The sequence below is a fragment of the Neobacillus drentensis genome (assembly GCF_036962765.1).
Lineage (GTDB): Bacteria > Bacillota > Bacilli > Bacillales > Cytobacillaceae > Neobacillus > Neobacillus drentensis_C.
On record NZ_JBALOS010000001.1, the window covers coordinates 1 to 18,016 of the forward strand.

Here is an 18,016-nt window from a genome sequence, read left to right on the forward strand (position 1 = left end):
AACGTGAACATTACCAAAAACTATCATTTTTCTAAGGATTTTGCACTTTTTCGCTCTAACCGTGCAAGTCTAAACTGGAGTTGTTCTAAGGTACATGGACCTGTATGTTTGGGTGTTTGTTCCGATTGGGATACAATCATGATCGCTTTTTGACAGTATTTGATCGCAAGTTCATAATCTTTTAATCTATGTTCATATATCTTTGCCAGCTCTAAGGAGGCTTCTACCATCAAGAGGTTTTCACCAGAATCAGCAACATCTGAAAATAATTTCTCCGCAATTTCCCAATCGTGTTCTTTTTTGCGTTGAAATGCCAATGAAAATTTTGCTTGGTAGGAAGTCCTATCACTGCCATGAATAAGTTTGCTTAATACTTTTTCAGCTTGATTTTTATCACCCAAAGATGCAAACCAACGCCCTACCTCAAACGACTCTGGCCTAGTTTGGTCTATGTCAACTTCACATAGTTGAAAAGTGATATGCGTGTATAAAGTAACAAGCGATAAAATATCGATTTCATTATGCTTTAGAATACCCAGCATTCCATCTGGCTGTTTACTTTCGATGAAATCAAAATAAATCATCGGTGCTAAAAATCCAGGAATATCATCCACCCGCTCCACCCCAAGGACCTCTTTCTCCACTACAGCCAGCTTCAACCGTTCTAATTTATGCTTCCAAAGCCTTCTCGCCGCATGAAACAAATCAAAATGTCCTAACTGGGGCAATTGAGGTACATGTTCCCTAACAAGAGTATGCCTAGTTTTCACCTGTGGCCAATCAAATGACTTCCCATTATAGGTCACTAGTGTTTTATAATTCACTTTTTCTAAAAAGCTTTGATATAAAGGGACTTCTGCCCCCGGATGAGGTAAAATATGCTGTCTTAAGATAAGGGAGTCTCCCGATACACTCGCATAGCCGAGTAGGAAAATGGTGTTTCCTACCCCTCCTCCGAGTCCTGTTGTTTCAGTATCAAAAAAGAATAATTCTTCAGCTTGATGCCCTTTTGCTGATAATGGATGATTAAATGGCTGTTTGTTCCAAATTTCGACTGCGGTTAGGAAATCACGAAAACAGTAATGGCCATGTCGATGTGAGAGTGGATATTTCACCTCTCTTACCAAACAGTAATCCTCGTCCAAAAAATAAGGGTACACGTTTGCCTCTTCCCATTTGTCCTTGAGTGGAACCTCAATGTTAGCTGCTTGTGGTGGAGTATTCATTTTTTCTGATGGTCCACTGACAGAAAGATGTGGTTTTAAACGATTTAATTTATTTTTTAACGACATCGCTCTTCCTTCTCCTAAATTGAGGATTTTAAAAAGGCATCAATTATTTTTAAGGCATCCTTTTTAGCTGATTCACTCACGGTGTCAGTACCAATACAGGACGGACAGCCAAATTCACACTGACATCCAGTGATCATTTTCTTTGTTTCCGCAAATACTTCTGACATACCAGCGTGTATCTTTTCGCTTAAACCAATCCCGCCAGGATAGCGATCATAAAAGAAAATCGTTGGCTTTTCGTTATGGTCTGCCTTTACCTGCGGTATTACATGAATATCCTGTGGATCTGCCATTACGAATAACGGTGCTATATGGTTTAGTGCATGTGCCGTTCCAACAAGCCCCTGTTCGAGTCGCTCATGCCCCCATTCTGACAGCGATTGATTTAAGGAAATCCAGGCAGCATTGGTGTGCAATTCCTCTTCAGGCAAATGAATCGGTCCTGAACCAATATTTTCGTGGGTTTCAAATTTAATTTTTTTAAATATGGTTGCCATGGCTCTAACACTTACATCCCCAAAGCCAAATTCTGCATCTTCTAATGATTGAAGTTTATCCACTTCTAAGACTTTTAATTGAACCGCTAAATTAGCATCAGTAAAATAATCTACATCCACTTCCCTAACAAAAGCCTTTTTCTCTTCCCAATCGAGTTTTTCCACTTGGAATTGAGTACCTTGATGTAAATAGATTGCTTCATCATGGAGAAGCGTCATTGCCGAAAAGCGATCCATTTCCCCAATAACTTTGACATTTGCAACATCTGATTGGTCAACAATAATCACATTTTCCTGGGATGCCGACCGTAAACTAATATTATGGGCAGGAAAGGAATCATTCATCCAATACCACTTGCCACCATTATGATAAAGAACTCGTTCCTCTGTTAAGTATTCTAGTAGTTCCTCTGTTTCGACGCTTCCAAATTGCTCTCCTGCTTTAAAAGGGAGTTCATAGGCTGCACATTTCATATGATCAATTAATATAATTAGATTGTCTGGATTTATTCTTGCTGTTTCAGGGCTTTTATTAAAAAAGTAATCCGGATTCTGGATGATATATTGATCAAGAGGACTAGAACTGGCCACCATAATAACCAGTGCCTCACTATGCCTTCTTCCCGCTCTTCCCGCCTGTTGCCATGCACTAGATATCGTCCCCGGATAGCCAGTCATGATACATACTTGCAACTGTCCAATATCCACTCCTAGTTCTAGCGCATTGGTGCTGACCACGCCGTAAATCTCCCCTGAGCGAAGACCCTTTTCAATCTTTCTTCGTTCTGTAGGGAGATATCCGCCTCGGTACCCCATGATTGATTTTGCACCCAGTTGGTTTTTCACTAATTCTTGCAAATAAGTCAGAATAATTTCGACTCGTACCCTGCTTCTTGCAAAAACAATCGTTTGAATTTTATTTTTTAATAGTTCCCCTGCAATTTTTCTTACCTCAAGCGTTGCGCTTCTTCTAATGTTTAATGGCTTGTTTACAATAGGTGGATTATAGAAGAGAAAATGCTTTGTACCGCTAGGTGCCCCATTGTTATCAACTAGGTGCATCTTTTCTTCTGTTAAGGTTTCTGCTAACTCAAGTGGATTTGCAATGGTTGCGGATGTACAAATAAACACAGGGTTACTCCCATAATAGTTACAAATCCGTTTAAGTCTTCTAATTACATTGGCTACATGACTGCCAAATACACCGCGATACGTATGAAGTTCATCAATGACAACAAATTTAAGGTTCTCAAACAGTGAAACCCATTTTGTATGATGCGGAAGAATGGCCGAATGGAGCATATCTGGGTTCGTAATCACCACATGACCAGCTTGTCTTACGCGTTGTCGAATATTCGCCGGTGTATCACCGTCGTACGTATAACTATTGATTTCTACGCCTGCTGCTTGAATAATTTCATTGATTTCACTTTTTTGATCTTGTGCAAGTGCCTTTGTCGGAAACATATAAAGGGCTCGAGCGCTTGGATTTGCTAGAATCGTTTGTAAGACTGGAAGATTATAGCAAAGAGTTTTCCCTGAAGCCGTAGGAGTCACTGCGACAATACTTTTTCGCACCATTATTTTTTCATAGGCAGCGTTTTGGTGTGTATAAAGTTGCCCTATTCCTCTGCCATTTAGAGCAGATTTTAAAAGTGGATGGAGGTCACTGGGAATCGGAACGGTTTGGGCCGACTTTTCTTCGATTGTGTGCCAAGTGACGATATTTTCCTTGAATTGATCATTTATTTTTAAGTCTATTAATATTTCTTGTAAGCTTTTCTTTAACTTCATGCCCTATCACCTCATTACCTCTATTTTATCGAATGAACGTTCGCAACAAAAGTAAAAATAATTATTTTATGTTATTATTCCTCTGGTATCTATTTCCTCTATAATAAATAAATTTAATGCATTCTTAACAATTAATGCCGATATCAGCAACTTTTTCAATCATTTTTGTTACAATAGATAGTAACTGACTATTATGTGAAGGTGATTCGAATGAAAATCGAACAAATAAAAAAGGTTCTCGCTGATTTTTCTCTTTTTCGTGAGTTAAATGATTTTGAACTAACTAAAATTACAGATATTTCTATTGCTAGGGAATGGAAAAAACAGAATCATGTTTTTCTCCAAGGTGACCCGTTGGAAAATGTCTATTTTATTTACGACGGTAAAATCAAAATCTACAAAAGTGATATAAATGGCAAGGAACAAATTGTGGCTATCGCAAAAAAAGGTGAGATGTTCCCCCATGTGGGTTTTTTCAGAAAAGGAAATTATCCAGCTTTTGCGGAAGTACTTGAGTCATCAACCCTAATATCGATACCAATCTCCAAATTTGAAACTGTTCTAATCGAAAACCCCGAGTTATGTATTAAAGTATTTAGAGTATTAGGAGAAAAAATTGTCGATTTACAAAACCGCTTAGAAGAACAGATTCTCAATAATACGTATGAACAAATTGTTAAACTTCTAATCCGACTTGCCCAAAAATACGGCAAAGAACAAGAAGATGGAACCATCCTTTTAAAATCAGAATTCACGAACAAGGATCTTGCCAATATGATTGGTACAACTAGGGAAACGATTAGCCGGACTCTTACTAAAATGAAAAAAGATGAATTAATTGAAGTAAATGACGAAGGTAACATGATAGTTGATATTAATATTCTAATGGAAGAGATTCATTTAATATAACAAAAAGACCGCAGCAAAATCATTGCTGCGGTTTATCTTTGGTTATTTTATTGACAATTGTAGCATGTCTTCCATGTCTTCTTTTGCAGAACCAATTAATTTTAAATTAAAGGTGTCTTGAAGAACCTGTAATACACCTTCAGAAATAAATTCAGGTGGTTTTGGTCCAATTCGAATATCTTGGATGCCTAGGCTAAATAGACCTAGTAAAATCGCGACAGCTTTTTGCTCAAACCATGATAAAACAATGCTGACTGGAAGTTCATTCACTTCGCAGCCAAATGCATCCGCAAGTGCGAGCGCAATTTTCACAGTAGATCCTGAGTTGTTGCATTGTCCTAAATCGATATATCGTGGAATATTTGTTCCTGGTACAACTCCATAGTCCACATCATTAAAACGGAATTTACCACAAGAGGTCGTTAAGATGACAGTCTCTGGTGGGAGAGATGTGGCAAGTTCACGATAATAATTTCCGCCCGGACCTGGTGCATCACAGCCTGCGATGACAAAGAAACGTTTGATTTTCCCTGCTTTAACTGCATCAATTACTTCGGGTGCTAAGCCTAAAACGGTTTCATGGTGGAATCCAGTAAGTAATGTTTCATCGGAATCAATGGCAGCTTCAGGAAGTTCCAATGCCCTGTTTATTAATGGGGTAAAATCATCATTGATAATTTTCTCTACATTTTCTAGTCCAGCAACTTCATATGTAAACATTCTGTCTGCATATGTTCCTTTGATTGGCATCACGCAGTTAGTTGTTGCAAGGATGGCTCCTGGAAATTTTTCAAAAAGACGGCGCTGGTCATACCAAGCTTTTCCGATGTTCCCTTTTAAATGAGCATACTTTTTCAAGGCTGGATAACCGTGAGCAGGTAACATTTCAGAATGGGTATAAATATTGATACCCTTTCCTTCTGTCTGCTTTAATAATTCCTCTAAAGCAAATAAGTTGTGGCCCGTAACAATAATGCATTTGCCTTCAATTTTGTTTTGGCTGACCCGGATCGGTTTAGGAATTCCTAAGCGATTTGTATGGGCTTCATCCAATAGTTCCATTACTCTGACCGCTGACTTACCAACTTTCATCGCCATGTCAATATGTTCTTGAACATTGAAATTTGAATTCGTTAAGGTCATGTATAAAGCTTCGTGTGTCGTAGCATCCACAAAGGGATCAGTATACCCTAATTGATTTGCATGTGTCCGATATGCTGCAATTCCTTTTAAAGCAAAAATAATGGTGTCTTGTAAACTTGCAATCGTTTCATCTTTTCCACATACACCTATTACATTACAGCCGCCCGTTGGGGTCTGCTCACATTGATAACAGAACATATTCGAATCCTCACTTTCGATTTCATTTCTGCTTTACTATACTAATCTCCTCACATTTTTATTGTGATTTAGGTCACATTTAGAGCAATTGTAATAATTTGTTCAAAAAATATCACAATTAGAGGGGGGCACCTACCCAGATTTTTCAGCATATACTAGCGAGTGAAATATTGGAAAGTGAGGGAATCCACATGTCATCTATGGTGCCGAATGATAAAAATTCAAAAAAGCCTAGATCTGATTCTTTTGGTGAATTAATGAAAACGATGAACGATTTTTTCAATGAAAGACCAATTAAGGGCTTTTTACAGTCAATTGATGATTTTTTCAAAAGTCCATTTCCGCCAGGGGCAAGTTTCCAAGTTGACACGATTGAGACAGATAAAGAATATATTATCTCTGCTGAACTTCCTGGTGTGAATAGGGAGCAGATTCATTTAAACATCTCAGGAAATTATTTAACAATTTCAGTAGAAAATAAAGAACTTGAAACAGCCGAGGATGAGCATAACCAGATCTACCGACGAAAATACTTACAACAAAAATCATCCAGAACCATTTCACTTCCTTATTCCATTAATGAAAAGAAGGTGAAAGCTTCCTATCGTGATGGTTTATTAAAGATTCGAATTCCACAAGAAAAGGGGAAAATTATAGAAATCGAAGAATAAACGATTTTTAATCTCCAAATAAAAGGACGGCTCGTCACCAAGCCGTCCTTTTTCTTACGCTTTAAAGAATCCGCCGAATCCTTTTACCAGTGAACTCACTTGATTAACAGCGTTCATCATCTGACCTGCTGTATTCACCATCTTATTAATGTCCACTGTTCCATCCTGGGACTTAAAGGAATTCATAAACGATTGTACGCCCCCCGACTGTTTTGGAATAGCACTAGATTTTGGATAGGGGTTCATCACTGGATATCCATTCATTGGCCCGTATTGTGGTTTTTGAACCATTTCTTCCTGTGGCTGTAATGGATTCTGAAAGATAAATTGCGAATCCTTTTGTGTAAATGGCTGGCTATTGTATGCGGGACTTTGAGAAACATAGCCAGGTTGATAGTTTTGCATATATGGCGGGTAAGCTTGCTGATAATAAGGATTTTGTGGATTTTGTTGTTGGTACATTGTCCAATCAAAGTTTTGGGGTGGGGCCTGATATAAGTATGGTGGATTACTATTAATGTGCTGCTGATTCCTTTGCTGACCAACTGGATCCTGGTGCATCATTTGCCCCGGGTATCCATAATTGAAGTAATTGGTCGGTCTTTTCTTTCCAAACATGGGCAAACATCTCCTCCGCATTTTACCTACTACACTTTATGAAGAAAAGGAAGGAAAGGTGATTCCTGTGCAGGAGGTTCCCAATGTCAAAAAGGCAAGAATTTTGTCTAAAGTTTAAATATTTTAAAAACTAGAAATCCATCACTTTCATGATACGATAGAAAAAAGGATGAAGGAGGAGCTAATAGATATGGACATTCGCGAACTAAAAAGCAAATTTATTCAAACCAGGGATTATACAACTGATGATGTTAACGCATTAATGGATTTTGCTAAAAAAGCGTATATTCAAAACGATATTAATATTAAAGAATATCGTCTTCTTGTCCGTGAACTTGAAAAACAAGGCGCGGTAATTCCAGAAACGGATAATGAAAACTCCCTCATCGAACATTCTTAATACACACAAAAGAGATGCTGAGGCATCTCTTTTCTAGTTTTTTAACTCTTTCAATATTTCTTGAAGAAAATACTCTACGGTACGATGTGAATTGATAAATCTCGTTTTGCTGGTCTCCGGGAAAAAGGCTTGGATTGAAAGCTGATCAATGTGATCAGAAGTGGTATCGATTTGCTTCAAATGAAGATGTTTAAGATCTGCTGCTGAAAGCCATTTCTTCATGGCCTGTTTCCATTGGTCATTAATTCCCTTTACCTCATTTGCAAAAGGCTTGATAACTTCATGAAAATCATGTTTTATCCCAGCTTCCCTCCCCTCTTGATAAAACTTCATAAATAACCCATTGAAGGCTAATAGTTTTTCTGTTAATTGAATGATCTCTTCAGACATCTTGGTAAATATCCTTCCTTACTAAAAATAAAGCAATGTTAAACTTGCCTGTTGATTTCCACTCCAGGCGCGGGCGGTACGGGGAGCCTCCTCCCGTAGGAGTCTTCGCGCCTTCCGTTCCAGTCAACATGTGCCAAAATCACCAAAAAGCTTTAACATAACTCAAAATAAAAAGCAGCATGTGAATTGATTCCATGCTGCTTTAGTTGTTACTTTTATTTTAACGGCAATTTAAAGCCCAATTCAAGTTGTAAGGCTCTAGTTGATTTGTACTGGCTAATTCTAAGTTCGTAATAGAGGTAACTTTATCGATAGTTTGTTCAAGTCCATATAGTTTTTGTTTTGATTCCAAGATCTTATCATGTTCTTCCTTATCTAGACTTTTACGCAGGTCTGAGAAGGATGCTTCTAGCACTACTTCCAATTCTTCTAATTGATCATATATTTCTGTAAGCATTGAAATCAATTTTTCCTTATCGGACAATGGCTTATTCAACATATAAACCCCTCCCAGCATTTTCTATTTAGTATAATTCTCTTTCTTTTTTTTGCTTCCTTCTGTCTTGACAAAACTAGAACCTATTCGTCAAAGGTAGTGTGAAAATGGCATTTTTCCCTCAGTTATTCGACACTAACTCTACCTGCATGAAAAATAAAAAAGCGCACATTCTAATATTGGAGGTGCTATTAATGTCCAAAAATAATAAACAAAACAAAAAGCAGCAAACACAAGCGGATGAAGCTAAAAAGACCGGCTATGGTGATAAAAAGCTTGTCGGTGAAAACCGTCCAGCTGAATAATATCCCACAAAAAGCAAGGGACGGTTCCCTTGCTTTTTCTATTTCCATTTTTTTAATTGCAAGGTCTTTTGGATTGCCAGCATTAATTGGAGCTGGTTTGATTTTTCAAAGTACCAATCAGTCAGATGAATGGGATGGCGATGACGTACAGGTAGGTGCATCCACAAAGGGGATATCCTTCGAACCTTACTCCAATCCTCGTACTTATGATGAATATGCTCAATAACAGGAAAGGTTGCCCGTAAAATCGGTGTTTTTTGACCCGTCTTTATTTTAAAATATTGTTCATAATCATATCTTGAACCAGTATGTGGTGTTTTCTCTGCGAACTCATAAAAATATGGAAAGAGCCGAGGGTGGAATAGAATACTTGCAAGGCGTTTACCTAAATTGATTCTTTTTGAGAGTGATTTAAAGCCATTTACGCTTGCACCATATACTTCTCCGCCGCATGTCGGAAACAGCACACAACTAAAATGAAGCCAGTCTTGAAAAGAAAACAACTTCGAGTGGAAAACCTTTTTCTTATATACAGGGTGTTCAATCACAGGTGTTTGAATGACATTTTGCTCATTAATGATTAAACAAGTAGTTAGTCGATTCTTATCGTTTTCTTTCCAATATCGATACCATTCCTTTTGGATAAATCTAGAAACATGGAAATAAGGAAGTAAATGAAACATTTGTCGATTTAATTTCGTCGAATATTGATAGACCAATAACTGGGGATAGACATCATGAAAAATAAGCCAATTTGCCCGTTCATAGGTAAGGAATAGCTGTTTTCTCGTCATGTCTGTTATTAATGGAGGAAAAATCGACCCTTGCAGGTCACACATATTCCAGCCGCCATTTCTAGAAACCATACTTGCTAAGAAGGCCCAAATGATATCCGGATTTTTTTTAAAAAAAGAAAAATAAGCATCTGTCCGTGAAATATTATCTACATTTTTTTTATTGGTTTCTGCTTTAATTTGACGAATGATTGTTTGTTCCTGTATTGTAAGATGATTCATATTCATCTTCCCTTGTATTTTTTAATAGATTATTAGTACTACCCGAATAGTTTGGTTCCTTTTATGAAGAATGCATCATGTATAAATTAGGCATTCACGGTACAATTGTTATTAGCGTGTGTATGCAAATGTATTTTATACACCCCAATCTCGCTAAGATTTGTTATGATAAGGAATAGCCTGAGAGGTGTAAAAAATGAATTTTAATTATCCTAATGGAAAAAGGTACATACCAAAAGAACTTGGTACAGACCCAGAAAGTCCAATGAAAAAAAGGAAAAATGGATCTTACAGCAATAGAGGTATGACTCTGGAAGAAGATTTGAATGAAACAAATGAATATTACCGGGAAAGAAAAGTAGCGGTCATTCATAAGAAACCAACGCCTGTACAAATTGTTCAGGTTGATTATCCAAACCGTAGTGCTGCAGTAATCAGAGAGGCTTATTTTAAATTAGCTTCAACCACGGATTATAATGGTGTGTATAAAGGCAGATATATTGATTTCGAAGCAAAGGAAACACAGAATCCTACCTCTTTTCCATTAAAGAATTTTCATCAACACCAGATACAGCATATGGAAGAAGTGCTGAATCAAGGAGGGGTATGTTTTGTTATCCTTCGTTTTACAAGGTATGAACAAGTTTTCTTACTAGAAGCAAAACACTTGCTATCATTTTGGGAGCGAATGACCAATGGAGGCAGAAAATCGATCACCAAAGAAGAAGTGGAACAAAAGGGATATCTGATTCCGCTTGGATTTCAACCCCGAATTGACTATATTAAAATTATTGATAAGCTGCACAATTGAGAAAAGGCTCGAAAGGAAGGAATATTACAATGTCTGAACAATACCAATCTAGAGAGGAGCGCAGAAAGAAACTCCAATCTAAAGGTAAACCAAAAGCCAAGAAAAAATCTGGAGGAATTGTAAAGAAAATTTTTCTTACATTAGTAGCCCTTGGTATTATTGGTATACTTGCAGGAGTTGGTACTTTCGCGTACTTAGTAAAGGATGCTCCTGAACTTGATCCGAAGTTATTAAAAGATCCAATCCCTTCAAAGATCTTAGATAAAGACGACAAACTAGTGACAGAAGTAGGTGCAGTTAATCGGGAATATGTAAATTATAAAGATATTCCACAGGTGGTTGAAAATGCAATCTTAGCAACAGAAGATTATCGTTTTTATAAGCATCATGGTATTGACCCGATTCGATTAGGCGGCGCTGTCCTAGCAAATATCCAACATGGATTTGGCTCTGAAGGTGCAAGTACCATTACACAGCAAGTGGTTAAAAACTCATTTTTAACCCCTGAAAAAACTTTAAAGCGAAAAGTTGAAGAAGCCTGGCTTTCCTATCAATTGGAACAGCAGTATACGAAGCACCAGATCTTCGAGATGTATGTAAATAAGGTATATGTTTCTGAAAATAGTCATGGTATTGCTACAGCTGCAAAAATTTTCTATGGAAAAGAATTAAAAGATTTAACACTTGCAGAAGCAGCCCAAATTGCAGGGATGCCGCAAAGTCCGAATAATTATAACCCTTTTGATCATCCTGATTTAGCTGAAAAAAGACGAAACATCGTCTTAACCTTAATGCATCAACATGGATTTATTTCTAAGCAAGAGATGGAAGATGCGAAAAAGGTTTCCGTTAAAGATACCGTCTTAAATGAAAAAGAGCGGGTAGTTAAAGAAAAACCGTTTGATTCATTTGTCGATGCAGTTATTGATGAAGTGAAAGAAACGTCTGATTTTGATATTTTTACAGATGGCTTAACCATTCATACAACTCTTGATCCAAATGCACAATCCTATGTCGAGGACATCCTTAATAAAGATGACGTTATCGACTATCCAGATGATGAATTCCAAGCTGGGGTTGCTCTTCTGGATACCAAAACAGGAGAAATCCGTGCGATTGGAGGAGGGAGAAATCAAAAAGTTAAACGGGGATTTAACTATGCGATTGACACCCAGCGTCAACCTGGATCAACCATCAAACCAGTTCTTGATTATGCTCCAGCAATTGAATATTTAAATTGGGGAACATATCAAATGATCGAGGATAAACCCATTACTTATTCTTCAGGGAAAAAATTTGGGAACTGGGACCAAAGTTATAAAGGAGCAATGACGATTAGAACAGCTTTGCAATTATCACGAAATTCACCTGCTGTTCAAGCCTTACAACAAGTTGGTCTTGATAAGGCAAAGGATTTCGCTGTTGATTTAGGTATACCTTTAAAGGAAATTTTTGAGTCCTATGCCATTGGTGGTTTTAGAACGGGTGTATCACCACTTCAAATGGCTGGTGCGTACAGTGCTTTTGGTAATAAGGGTATTTACACAAAACCACATGCCATTAGAAAAATTAAACTCCGTGATGGTACAGTGATAAGTACTGCGCCAGAACCAAAAGTAGTCATGAAGGATTCGACTGCTTTTATGATCACCGATATGCTGCAAAGTGTACTTGAATATCCTGGTACAGGTACAAGGGCGAAAGTTCCCGGTCTTCCGATTGCCGGTAAGACAGGAACAACTAATTATACAGATGAAGAAATACAGAAATGGGGTATTCCAAGCAGCAGATCCGTGCCTGATGCATGGTTTACTGGTTATACCACGAATTACACTGCATCCATTTGGACTGGTTATAAAGACCGAAGTACTCCTATTAATGCAGTTGGAAATAATCAACGCTTAGCACAATTATTATTTAAAAACATCATGGAATATGTATCAAAGGATGTTGATACACCTGACTTTAAAATGCCAAACAGCGTTCAAAGAGTAAGGATTGAAAGAGGCTCCATGCCACCTGTATTAGCAAGTGAATACACACCTAATAGTGAAATTATTACAGAGTATGCAGTGAAAGGTCATTCACCTAATAGAGTCTCTACAAGGTATGACAAACTGGATACTCCAAAAAACCTAAGTGCAACCTATGATCAAATGAGTAATAATATAGGATTAACATGGAAATACAAGGGATCCAAAAAAGCCAATGTTACATTCTCGATTACAGTAAATAACGGAATAGAACAAAAGCAGTATACTCAAACAGAAACATCCTTAACTATACCAGCTGTACCTGGAGCGAAGTATAGCTTTACAATCATTGCGATTAGTGGGAGTAGACAAAGTGATCCTGTCACAACATCTCTGGATATTCCTGCCCAAGAAACTGATCAAGGCAACGGTACCCAGCCTGGTACCCCACCTGGGAACGGAAACGGGAACGGAAACGGCAATGGGAACGGCAATGGGAACGGCAATGGGAACGGCAATGGGAATGGCAATGGAACTGGAACTGGAACTGACACTGGAACTGGAACTGACACTGGCACAGGCACAGGTGATGGCAATGGAGGGGTTCAAGGTAATGATGGCGGAACTGCTCCACCAGATACCCCAGTTGACAATAGCACAGGAGATGGGGAAAACTCAGGAACGCCAGGCTAAGCCCTCCTAATAAAAACCATAAAAAAGCGTCTTAACCATTTGGTTTAGACGCTTTTTTTAGTATGTTTCTCTTTACAAACAACTTTTCTTGTTCAATCATTAGCTCTGAAAGCTGCCGATAGGAATGATATAATCCAGGCCTTGCCATAATAAAGGCTAATCGCTCCTCTACGTTGACAGGTTTAAAATCAAACTGTTTATAATTAATCGATTCATTCTGTAGAATTGGCAGCTCATTTGCCCTAGATATAAATTGGATAAATAAGTTAATTCCTTTTTCCATTAACACTTTTGCATTGTGATAATCCCGTTCACGAAAGTATTTTTCGAGTTGCTCTTTACTTTTATCCCATTCGGTAAGTAGATTAGATATCTCCACCTCATTGTGCTCCATTTAGCGTGACCTGACCTTTCATCCTCTTTTTCCCTTCCCTGCAGAGTTCTAACAAAGGGCAGCTTGGACATTGTGGATTTTGAGCTTTACAATGATAACGTCCAAAAAATATCATCCGGTGGTGTGTGACAGACCATTCGTCTTTTGGAACCTTTCTCATTAATGTTTTTTCCACTTCAAGGACAGAATCCTTCCACCTGCAAATACCTAATCGTTTACTTACTCTCTCCACATGTGTGTCTACTGCAATTGCAGGTACATTATAAGCAACCGACACCACAACATTTGCTGTTTTCCTGCCAACACCAGGCAGTTTGGTTAACTCATCACGATCCGTTGGGATTTCACCGTTATATTCTTCTAATACGATTCTACAAAGATTTTGAATGTTTTTAGCCTTATTCCGATAAAGGCCAATCGAGCGAATGTCGTTTTGCAATTCTTCAAGAGGAACCGCTAGGTAATCCTCAGGTGTTTTGTATTTTTCAAATAATGTTTTGGTTACTTTATTGACAAGCACATCGGTACATTGTGCTGATAAAGCCACAGCAATGACTAGTTCAAATGGATTCGAATGATTTAACTCACAATGGGCCTCTGGAAACATCACTCCCATTTGATCAAGGCAATAACGGATTTGGGTATTATTTAGCATATCTATCACCTACTACTATTAAAATGAAATAAAACGAGAGATAGATCCCTCGTTAGTCAAATTATTGTTCTAACCAATTGTAAAAAGGAACGCTAGGCTGATGTGATTCAGTCTTAATATTCCCCTTCTGCGTTTGCTTTTGACGAAATTTTTGTCCATGGTTTTTTGCCTGCTCAATTGTTTTTATTCCATTCTTCTTCCACTCAAAGAGAATTCTATCAATATAGCGGAAATTTAATTTCCCCGACATTACAGATTCACGTAAAGCAGCTTTGATAATAATTGGGTCATGATGGTCATCATCCATCCACATAGCCAGAGATTCACATTCAAACGGAGAAAGCGGACGTCCAAATTCCTTTTCAAAACACGTGTATAGGTCCGTTTCATCGGTCTTCTTATCTAATTCTTTATTATTATTCTTTTTCAAGAATTGTTCTATCAGTCTTTCCCATAAAGGCTCGACTGAATACTTCTCATAGCGAATGCCATCATGATTATATTCGTCTGTGATTTGAATAAATCCTCTTTGAATAAGTCTTCTGAGCATTTCGTTACATTCAGAAACGGTAATCGTCATACGTGCTGAAAGCTCGTCGGGAGTAGGGAATTCATGTCCCTTATCTAAAAAGGTGAGAATATTTAATATAAGAACAAGTTCATATTCATTTAAATTTAAATTACGGTATTCAGAAAATAATAATGTAGGAACAGTAATGTTCCCTTCTTGAATCCATGCTAATAAGTTTGTTTTCATGTTAAGGACACCTCCTGTTTAGTATATCATGAACAATATGTTCGAGTAAGAGTATTAGGCATCCATCTTTGGTAACTAAAAGCAAAAAGCCTGCAGCTATTCGCAGACTTTTTGCAAATATTAATTATTGACAATGCTTGATTTTGAAACTACAAATTGGTGAATTCTCTCAACTGCTTGTTCTAATAATTTTAAAGAGGTTGCATAGGAAAGTCTAATATTATCAGGCGTTCCAAATCCTGAACCAGGGATCACAGCCACTTTAGCATCCACCAGTAGGGCTTCAACAAAAGCATCCACATTATTGTAACCTGTCATCTCTGCTGCTTTCTTCACATTTGGATAAAGATAAAAAGCACCTTGTGGTTTCACACAAGTCACACCTGGAATTGCCACAAGCTTTTCAAAAATAATTTCTAATCTTTCTTCAAATGCCTTTCGCATATCCTCTACCGGCTGTTGTGGACCATTGTAAGCGGCGATTGCTGCATACTGAGCAGTTGTTGTTGGATTAGATGTACTGTGGCTAGCAAGGTTTGTCATCGCTTCAATGATCACTTTATTACCTGCTGCGTATCCGATTCTCCAACCAGTCATCGAATGTGACTTGGAAACCCCATTGATTACAATCGTTTGCTTTTTTAATTCAGGGGAGAGTTGAGCAATCGAAATATGCTTATTTTCACCATATACCAGCTTCTCGTAGATTTCATCTGAAACGATGAGAATGTTCTCTTCAAGACAAACTTTGCCTATTTCAAAAAGTTCTTCAGCTGTATATAAGACTCCAGTTGGGTTACTAGGTGAATTAATAATAACCGCTTTTGTCTTTTCTGTGATTGCATTTTTTAATTGCTCTGGTGTGACTTTAAATTGATTTTTCTCAAATCCCTCAATATAAACGGGGACACCGCCTGCTAATTTCACTTGTTCTGGATAACTAACCCAATAAGGTGTCGGGATAATGACCTCATCGCCATCATTTAAAATCACTTGAAATAAAGTATAGAGGACATGTTTAGCACCATTGCCGACAATGATTTCATTAAGATTATATGCTAATCCCTGATCCTCTTCAAATTTCTTGATAATTGCTTTTTTTAAGCCAGGTAAGCCAGCTGAAGGTGTATACTTCGTATGTCCTTCATTCATGGATTGAAAAGCAGCATCTAAAATATGCTGTGGAGTATTGAAGTCAGGCTCACCGGCTCCCAGACCGATGACATCTTCCCCTTGTTCTTTTAGTTCTTTTGCTTTCGCTGTAATCGCTAATGTTGTTGAAGGTGTAAGTGCTTTTACACGATTAGCTAATTCCACTACCATACCAATTTCCTCCGCTCTCCATTTATTTATAAGTTTTCAATTTTTTTAAGCCACTCACCAGTATCAAAGTGAACATAATAATAATTTATTAAATTATTATTGGACCGGTAATAAATTTCCCATAATGGGATATTTTTTTCCATGCCAAGACGAACAGAAATGATCTTCTTAGGGCTTTTTTCTTGTTGAAGTTTTTGTATAGCTGCTTCTTTTGTTAGCCCATTGTTAGCTTTTCTGACGAAAATTTCCTTACTTTTTTCAGGAATCCATACAATAACATTATCGCCTTTCTTACTTTTTCCCTCAATGACATTCACCGTTTCATTCCCATTATAAATATGAAAATCTTCAACCTCTGTTAATGATATTTCCTTTTTCGCAAGTGAGACAGCTTTTTTTTCGGCTGTTTTTAAAGGATCAACTGCTGATAAATAAACTTTTATCAATAATCCACACATGGCTAATACTAATATTGATAGAAAAATAATCCACTTTTTCATTTAGAAATCACTTCTTTATGTACGATAAATCGTAAAAATCGCTGTATTTTGATTCTCTTGATCCAGTGCTATACCAAACATAAGGTCTTCCTGTTTCAAAGTTCGATTAAGGGCATCAACAATTTTATATAAATCCGGACTGTGTTGGATTTTCACTGTTGATAAAACTTCTATTTTACTTTCCATCCGTTTTCCTCCAATGTATTCCTATTTCTCTACATTTTTTGATAAATCTTATCCATTATTATAACAGGTTGAAGCAAAAAGCGGGTCTAAGATGATATGATTTTCAAATTAAATTTTATTCATCCGATTCAATTGGGATTGTGATCACCTCATAATTTGAATCGGTGAATTTGATTGTTATTGTACCATGTTTTTTAGTTGAATAAATTTCCGACCAAGTTTCATGCAGATCAACAAGAATTTCTGGATCATGCTGCTCTTCTTCGGGTGCAAATAGAATTGAAATTTGCGGATTTAAATACTGAATTAACTTCTCAGAAATAGAGTCTTCCACCGCACAATTAGGAATTTTAAAAACATTAATATTCTCTAGATTCTTCCTTAATAGAGCTTCTTCCGCACGTGGTGTAAATGACGTCATTAAGAAAATCCGGTGATTAAAAAATTCAAATGTCAGATCCATACCTTCATTATCTTCACTACCCAAAAATTGAACGACAGCAGTCATCTCAGGCAGGATTGTTTTCTTTGTGCCCGCCCCCCACGATACAACTGCTGGTTTATTGATTGAATCCAGTTTTTTTCTGATTTGAGTAGATAGTTCAGGTGTTGTAATTATTTCCTTAATTTTGTATTTCGATATTAACCGATTGATTTGTTTTTCAGTAACTTCCTGTTCATTATTAGTAAGGATTAATTTAGAAATCTCCTTCACATCATAAAGGTAAAGCCAGCCTTCTAATTCCGCGTTGGTTTCTTTCCCGCCAACATTTACCAAGATATTCTCATTATTTGCACCTTGAATAAGAGTTGCTTCCCCTTCCGACAGTCCAAGAAAAGTCACTGCAACTTCATGATCCTTAATATTTAAATCGATGTTTTCTATATTATTTAACGAAGGATTCGAAGCCTCTACCGTGAGTGTCGTTTGAATAAAAAAGGCCAATAGTACGAGTAAGGTTCTCATGACACACCTCCCACATATAGGATGTGTT

General features: G+C 37.3%; 19 protein-coding genes. 5 read left to right on the plus strand and 14 right to left on the minus strand.

Going from position 1 to position 18,016, the window contains the following annotated elements; all coding sequences use genetic code 11:
* Nucleotides 1-23: 23 nt before the first annotated feature.
* On the minus strand, nucleotides 24-1,292 hold the full coding sequence (locus V7137_RS00005; RefSeq protein ID WP_335455344.1) for a ribonuclease H-like domain-containing protein: 1,269 nt from the start codon (nucleotides 1,290-1,292) through the stop codon (nucleotides 24-26).
* 14 nt (nucleotides 1,293-1,306) lie between these two features.
* Nucleotides 1,307-3,583 carry a DEAD/DEAH box helicase gene (locus V7137_RS00010; protein WP_335455347.1) on the minus strand — a complete coding sequence of 759 codons (2,277 nt, stop codon included), beginning with the start codon at nucleotides 3,581-3,583 and terminating at the stop codon, nucleotides 1,307-1,309.
* Nucleotides 3,584-3,793: 210 nt separating this feature from the next.
* Between V7137_RS00010 and V7137_RS00015 the strand changes: the two genes are divergently transcribed.
* On the plus strand, nucleotides 3,794-4,492 hold the full coding sequence (locus tag V7137_RS00015; RefSeq protein WP_335455350.1) for a Crp/Fnr family transcriptional regulator: 699 nt from the start codon (nucleotides 3,794-3,796) through the stop codon (nucleotides 4,490-4,492).
* A 42-nt stretch (nucleotides 4,493-4,534) separates the two neighbouring features.
* Here V7137_RS00015 and hcp read toward each other — a convergent pair whose 3' ends face one another.
* Entirely contained in the window at nucleotides 4,535-5,833 is a 1,299-nt protein-coding gene (gene hcp / locus V7137_RS00020; RefSeq protein ID WP_335455352.1) for a hydroxylamine reductase, read from the minus strand.
* 191 nt (nucleotides 5,834-6,024) lie between these two features.
* On the opposite strand from hcp, the gene V7137_RS00025 reads away from it, so the two are divergent.
* A complete protein-coding gene (locus V7137_RS00025; RefSeq protein ID WP_335455354.1) occupies nucleotides 6,025-6,504 on the plus strand; it encodes an Hsp20/alpha crystallin family protein in 480 nt (159 codons plus the stop codon).
* Between the two features lie 54 nt (nucleotides 6,505-6,558).
* On the opposite strand, the gene V7137_RS00030 is transcribed toward V7137_RS00025, so the two are convergent.
* Complete coding sequence (locus tag V7137_RS00030) at nucleotides 6,559-7,122, minus strand: YppG family protein (protein WP_335455357.1); 564 nt, start codon at nucleotides 7,120-7,122, stop codon at nucleotides 6,559-6,561.
* Between the two features lie 190 nt (nucleotides 7,123-7,312).
* Between V7137_RS00030 and yppF the strand changes: the two genes are divergently transcribed.
* A complete protein-coding gene (gene yppF, locus V7137_RS00035; protein WP_335455360.1) occupies nucleotides 7,313-7,522 on the plus strand; it encodes a YppF family protein in 210 nt (69 codons plus the stop codon).
* A 33-nt stretch (nucleotides 7,523-7,555) separates the two neighbouring features.
* On the opposite strand, the gene V7137_RS00040 is transcribed toward yppF, so the two are convergent.
* The 3 genes from V7137_RS00040 to V7137_RS00050 form a co-directional block, all read right to left on the minus strand.
* A complete protein-coding gene (locus V7137_RS00040; protein ID WP_335455363.1) occupies nucleotides 7,556-7,912 on the minus strand; it encodes a DUF1798 family protein in 357 nt (118 codons plus the stop codon).
* 220 nt (nucleotides 7,913-8,132) lie between these two features.
* The gene (locus V7137_RS00045; RefSeq protein ID WP_335455366.1) at nucleotides 8,133-8,411 is read right to left on the minus strand and encodes a hypothetical protein; all 279 of its coding nucleotides are present in this window, start codon (nucleotides 8,409-8,411) and stop codon (nucleotides 8,133-8,135) included.
* A 340-nt stretch (nucleotides 8,412-8,751) separates the two neighbouring features.
* Nucleotides 8,752-9,729: a DUF2515 domain-containing protein gene (locus V7137_RS00050; RefSeq protein ID WP_335455369.1), complete on the minus strand. Its 978-nt coding sequence runs from the start codon at nucleotides 9,727-9,729 to the stop codon at nucleotides 8,752-8,754.
* Between the two features lie 196 nt (nucleotides 9,730-9,925).
* Here V7137_RS00050 and recU point away from each other — a divergent pair, with 196 nt between their 5' ends.
* Together recU and V7137_RS00060 are read left to right on the plus strand one after the other, a co-directional pair.
* Nucleotides 9,926-10,540 (plus strand): Holliday junction resolvase RecU, encoded by a 615-nt coding sequence (recU, locus tag V7137_RS00055; protein ID WP_335455373.1) that lies wholly within the window; start codon nucleotides 9,926-9,928, stop codon nucleotides 10,538-10,540.
* Between the two features lie 29 nt (nucleotides 10,541-10,569).
* Nucleotides 10,570-13,206 (plus strand): PBP1A family penicillin-binding protein, encoded by a 2,637-nt coding sequence (locus V7137_RS00060; RefSeq protein ID WP_335455375.1) that lies wholly within the window; start codon nucleotides 10,570-10,572, stop codon nucleotides 13,204-13,206.
* A gap of 31 nt (nucleotides 13,207-13,237) precedes the next feature.
* Here the strand turns inward: V7137_RS00060 and V7137_RS00065 are convergent, their stop codons facing one another.
* The 7 genes from V7137_RS00065 to V7137_RS00095 form a co-directional block, all read right to left on the minus strand.
* On the minus strand, nucleotides 13,238-13,585 hold the full coding sequence (locus tag V7137_RS00065; RefSeq protein WP_335455376.1) for a YpoC family protein: 348 nt from the start codon (nucleotides 13,583-13,585) through the stop codon (nucleotides 13,238-13,240).
* Between the two features lies 1 nt (nucleotide 13,586).
* On the minus strand, nucleotides 13,587-14,255 hold the full coding sequence (gene nth, locus V7137_RS00070; protein WP_335455378.1) for an endonuclease III: 669 nt from the start codon (nucleotides 14,253-14,255) through the stop codon (nucleotides 13,587-13,589).
* 61 nt (nucleotides 14,256-14,316) lie between these two features.
* Entirely contained in the window at nucleotides 14,317-15,012 is a 696-nt protein-coding gene (locus V7137_RS00075; RefSeq protein WP_335455381.1) for a DnaD domain-containing protein, read from the minus strand.
* Between the two features lie 120 nt (nucleotides 15,013-15,132).
* The gene (locus V7137_RS00080; protein WP_335455511.1) at nucleotides 15,133-16,329 is read right to left on the minus strand and encodes a pyridoxal phosphate-dependent aminotransferase; all 1,197 of its coding nucleotides are present in this window, start codon (nucleotides 16,327-16,329) and stop codon (nucleotides 15,133-15,135) included.
* 32 nt (nucleotides 16,330-16,361) lie between these two features.
* Nucleotides 16,362-16,835: a cell wall elongation regulator TseB-like domain-containing protein gene (locus V7137_RS00085; protein ID WP_335455384.1), complete on the minus strand. Its 474-nt coding sequence runs from the start codon at nucleotides 16,833-16,835 to the stop codon at nucleotides 16,362-16,364.
* 15 nt (nucleotides 16,836-16,850) lie between these two features.
* Nucleotides 16,851-17,021 (minus strand): YpmA family protein, encoded by a 171-nt coding sequence (locus V7137_RS00090; protein ID WP_335455386.1) that lies wholly within the window; start codon nucleotides 17,019-17,021, stop codon nucleotides 16,851-16,853.
* Nucleotides 17,022-17,136: 115 nt separating this feature from the next.
* Complete coding sequence (locus tag V7137_RS00095) at nucleotides 17,137-17,988, minus strand: hypothetical protein (protein WP_335455389.1); 852 nt, start codon at nucleotides 17,986-17,988, stop codon at nucleotides 17,137-17,139.
* Between the last annotated feature and the right edge of the window lie 28 nt (nucleotides 17,989-18,016).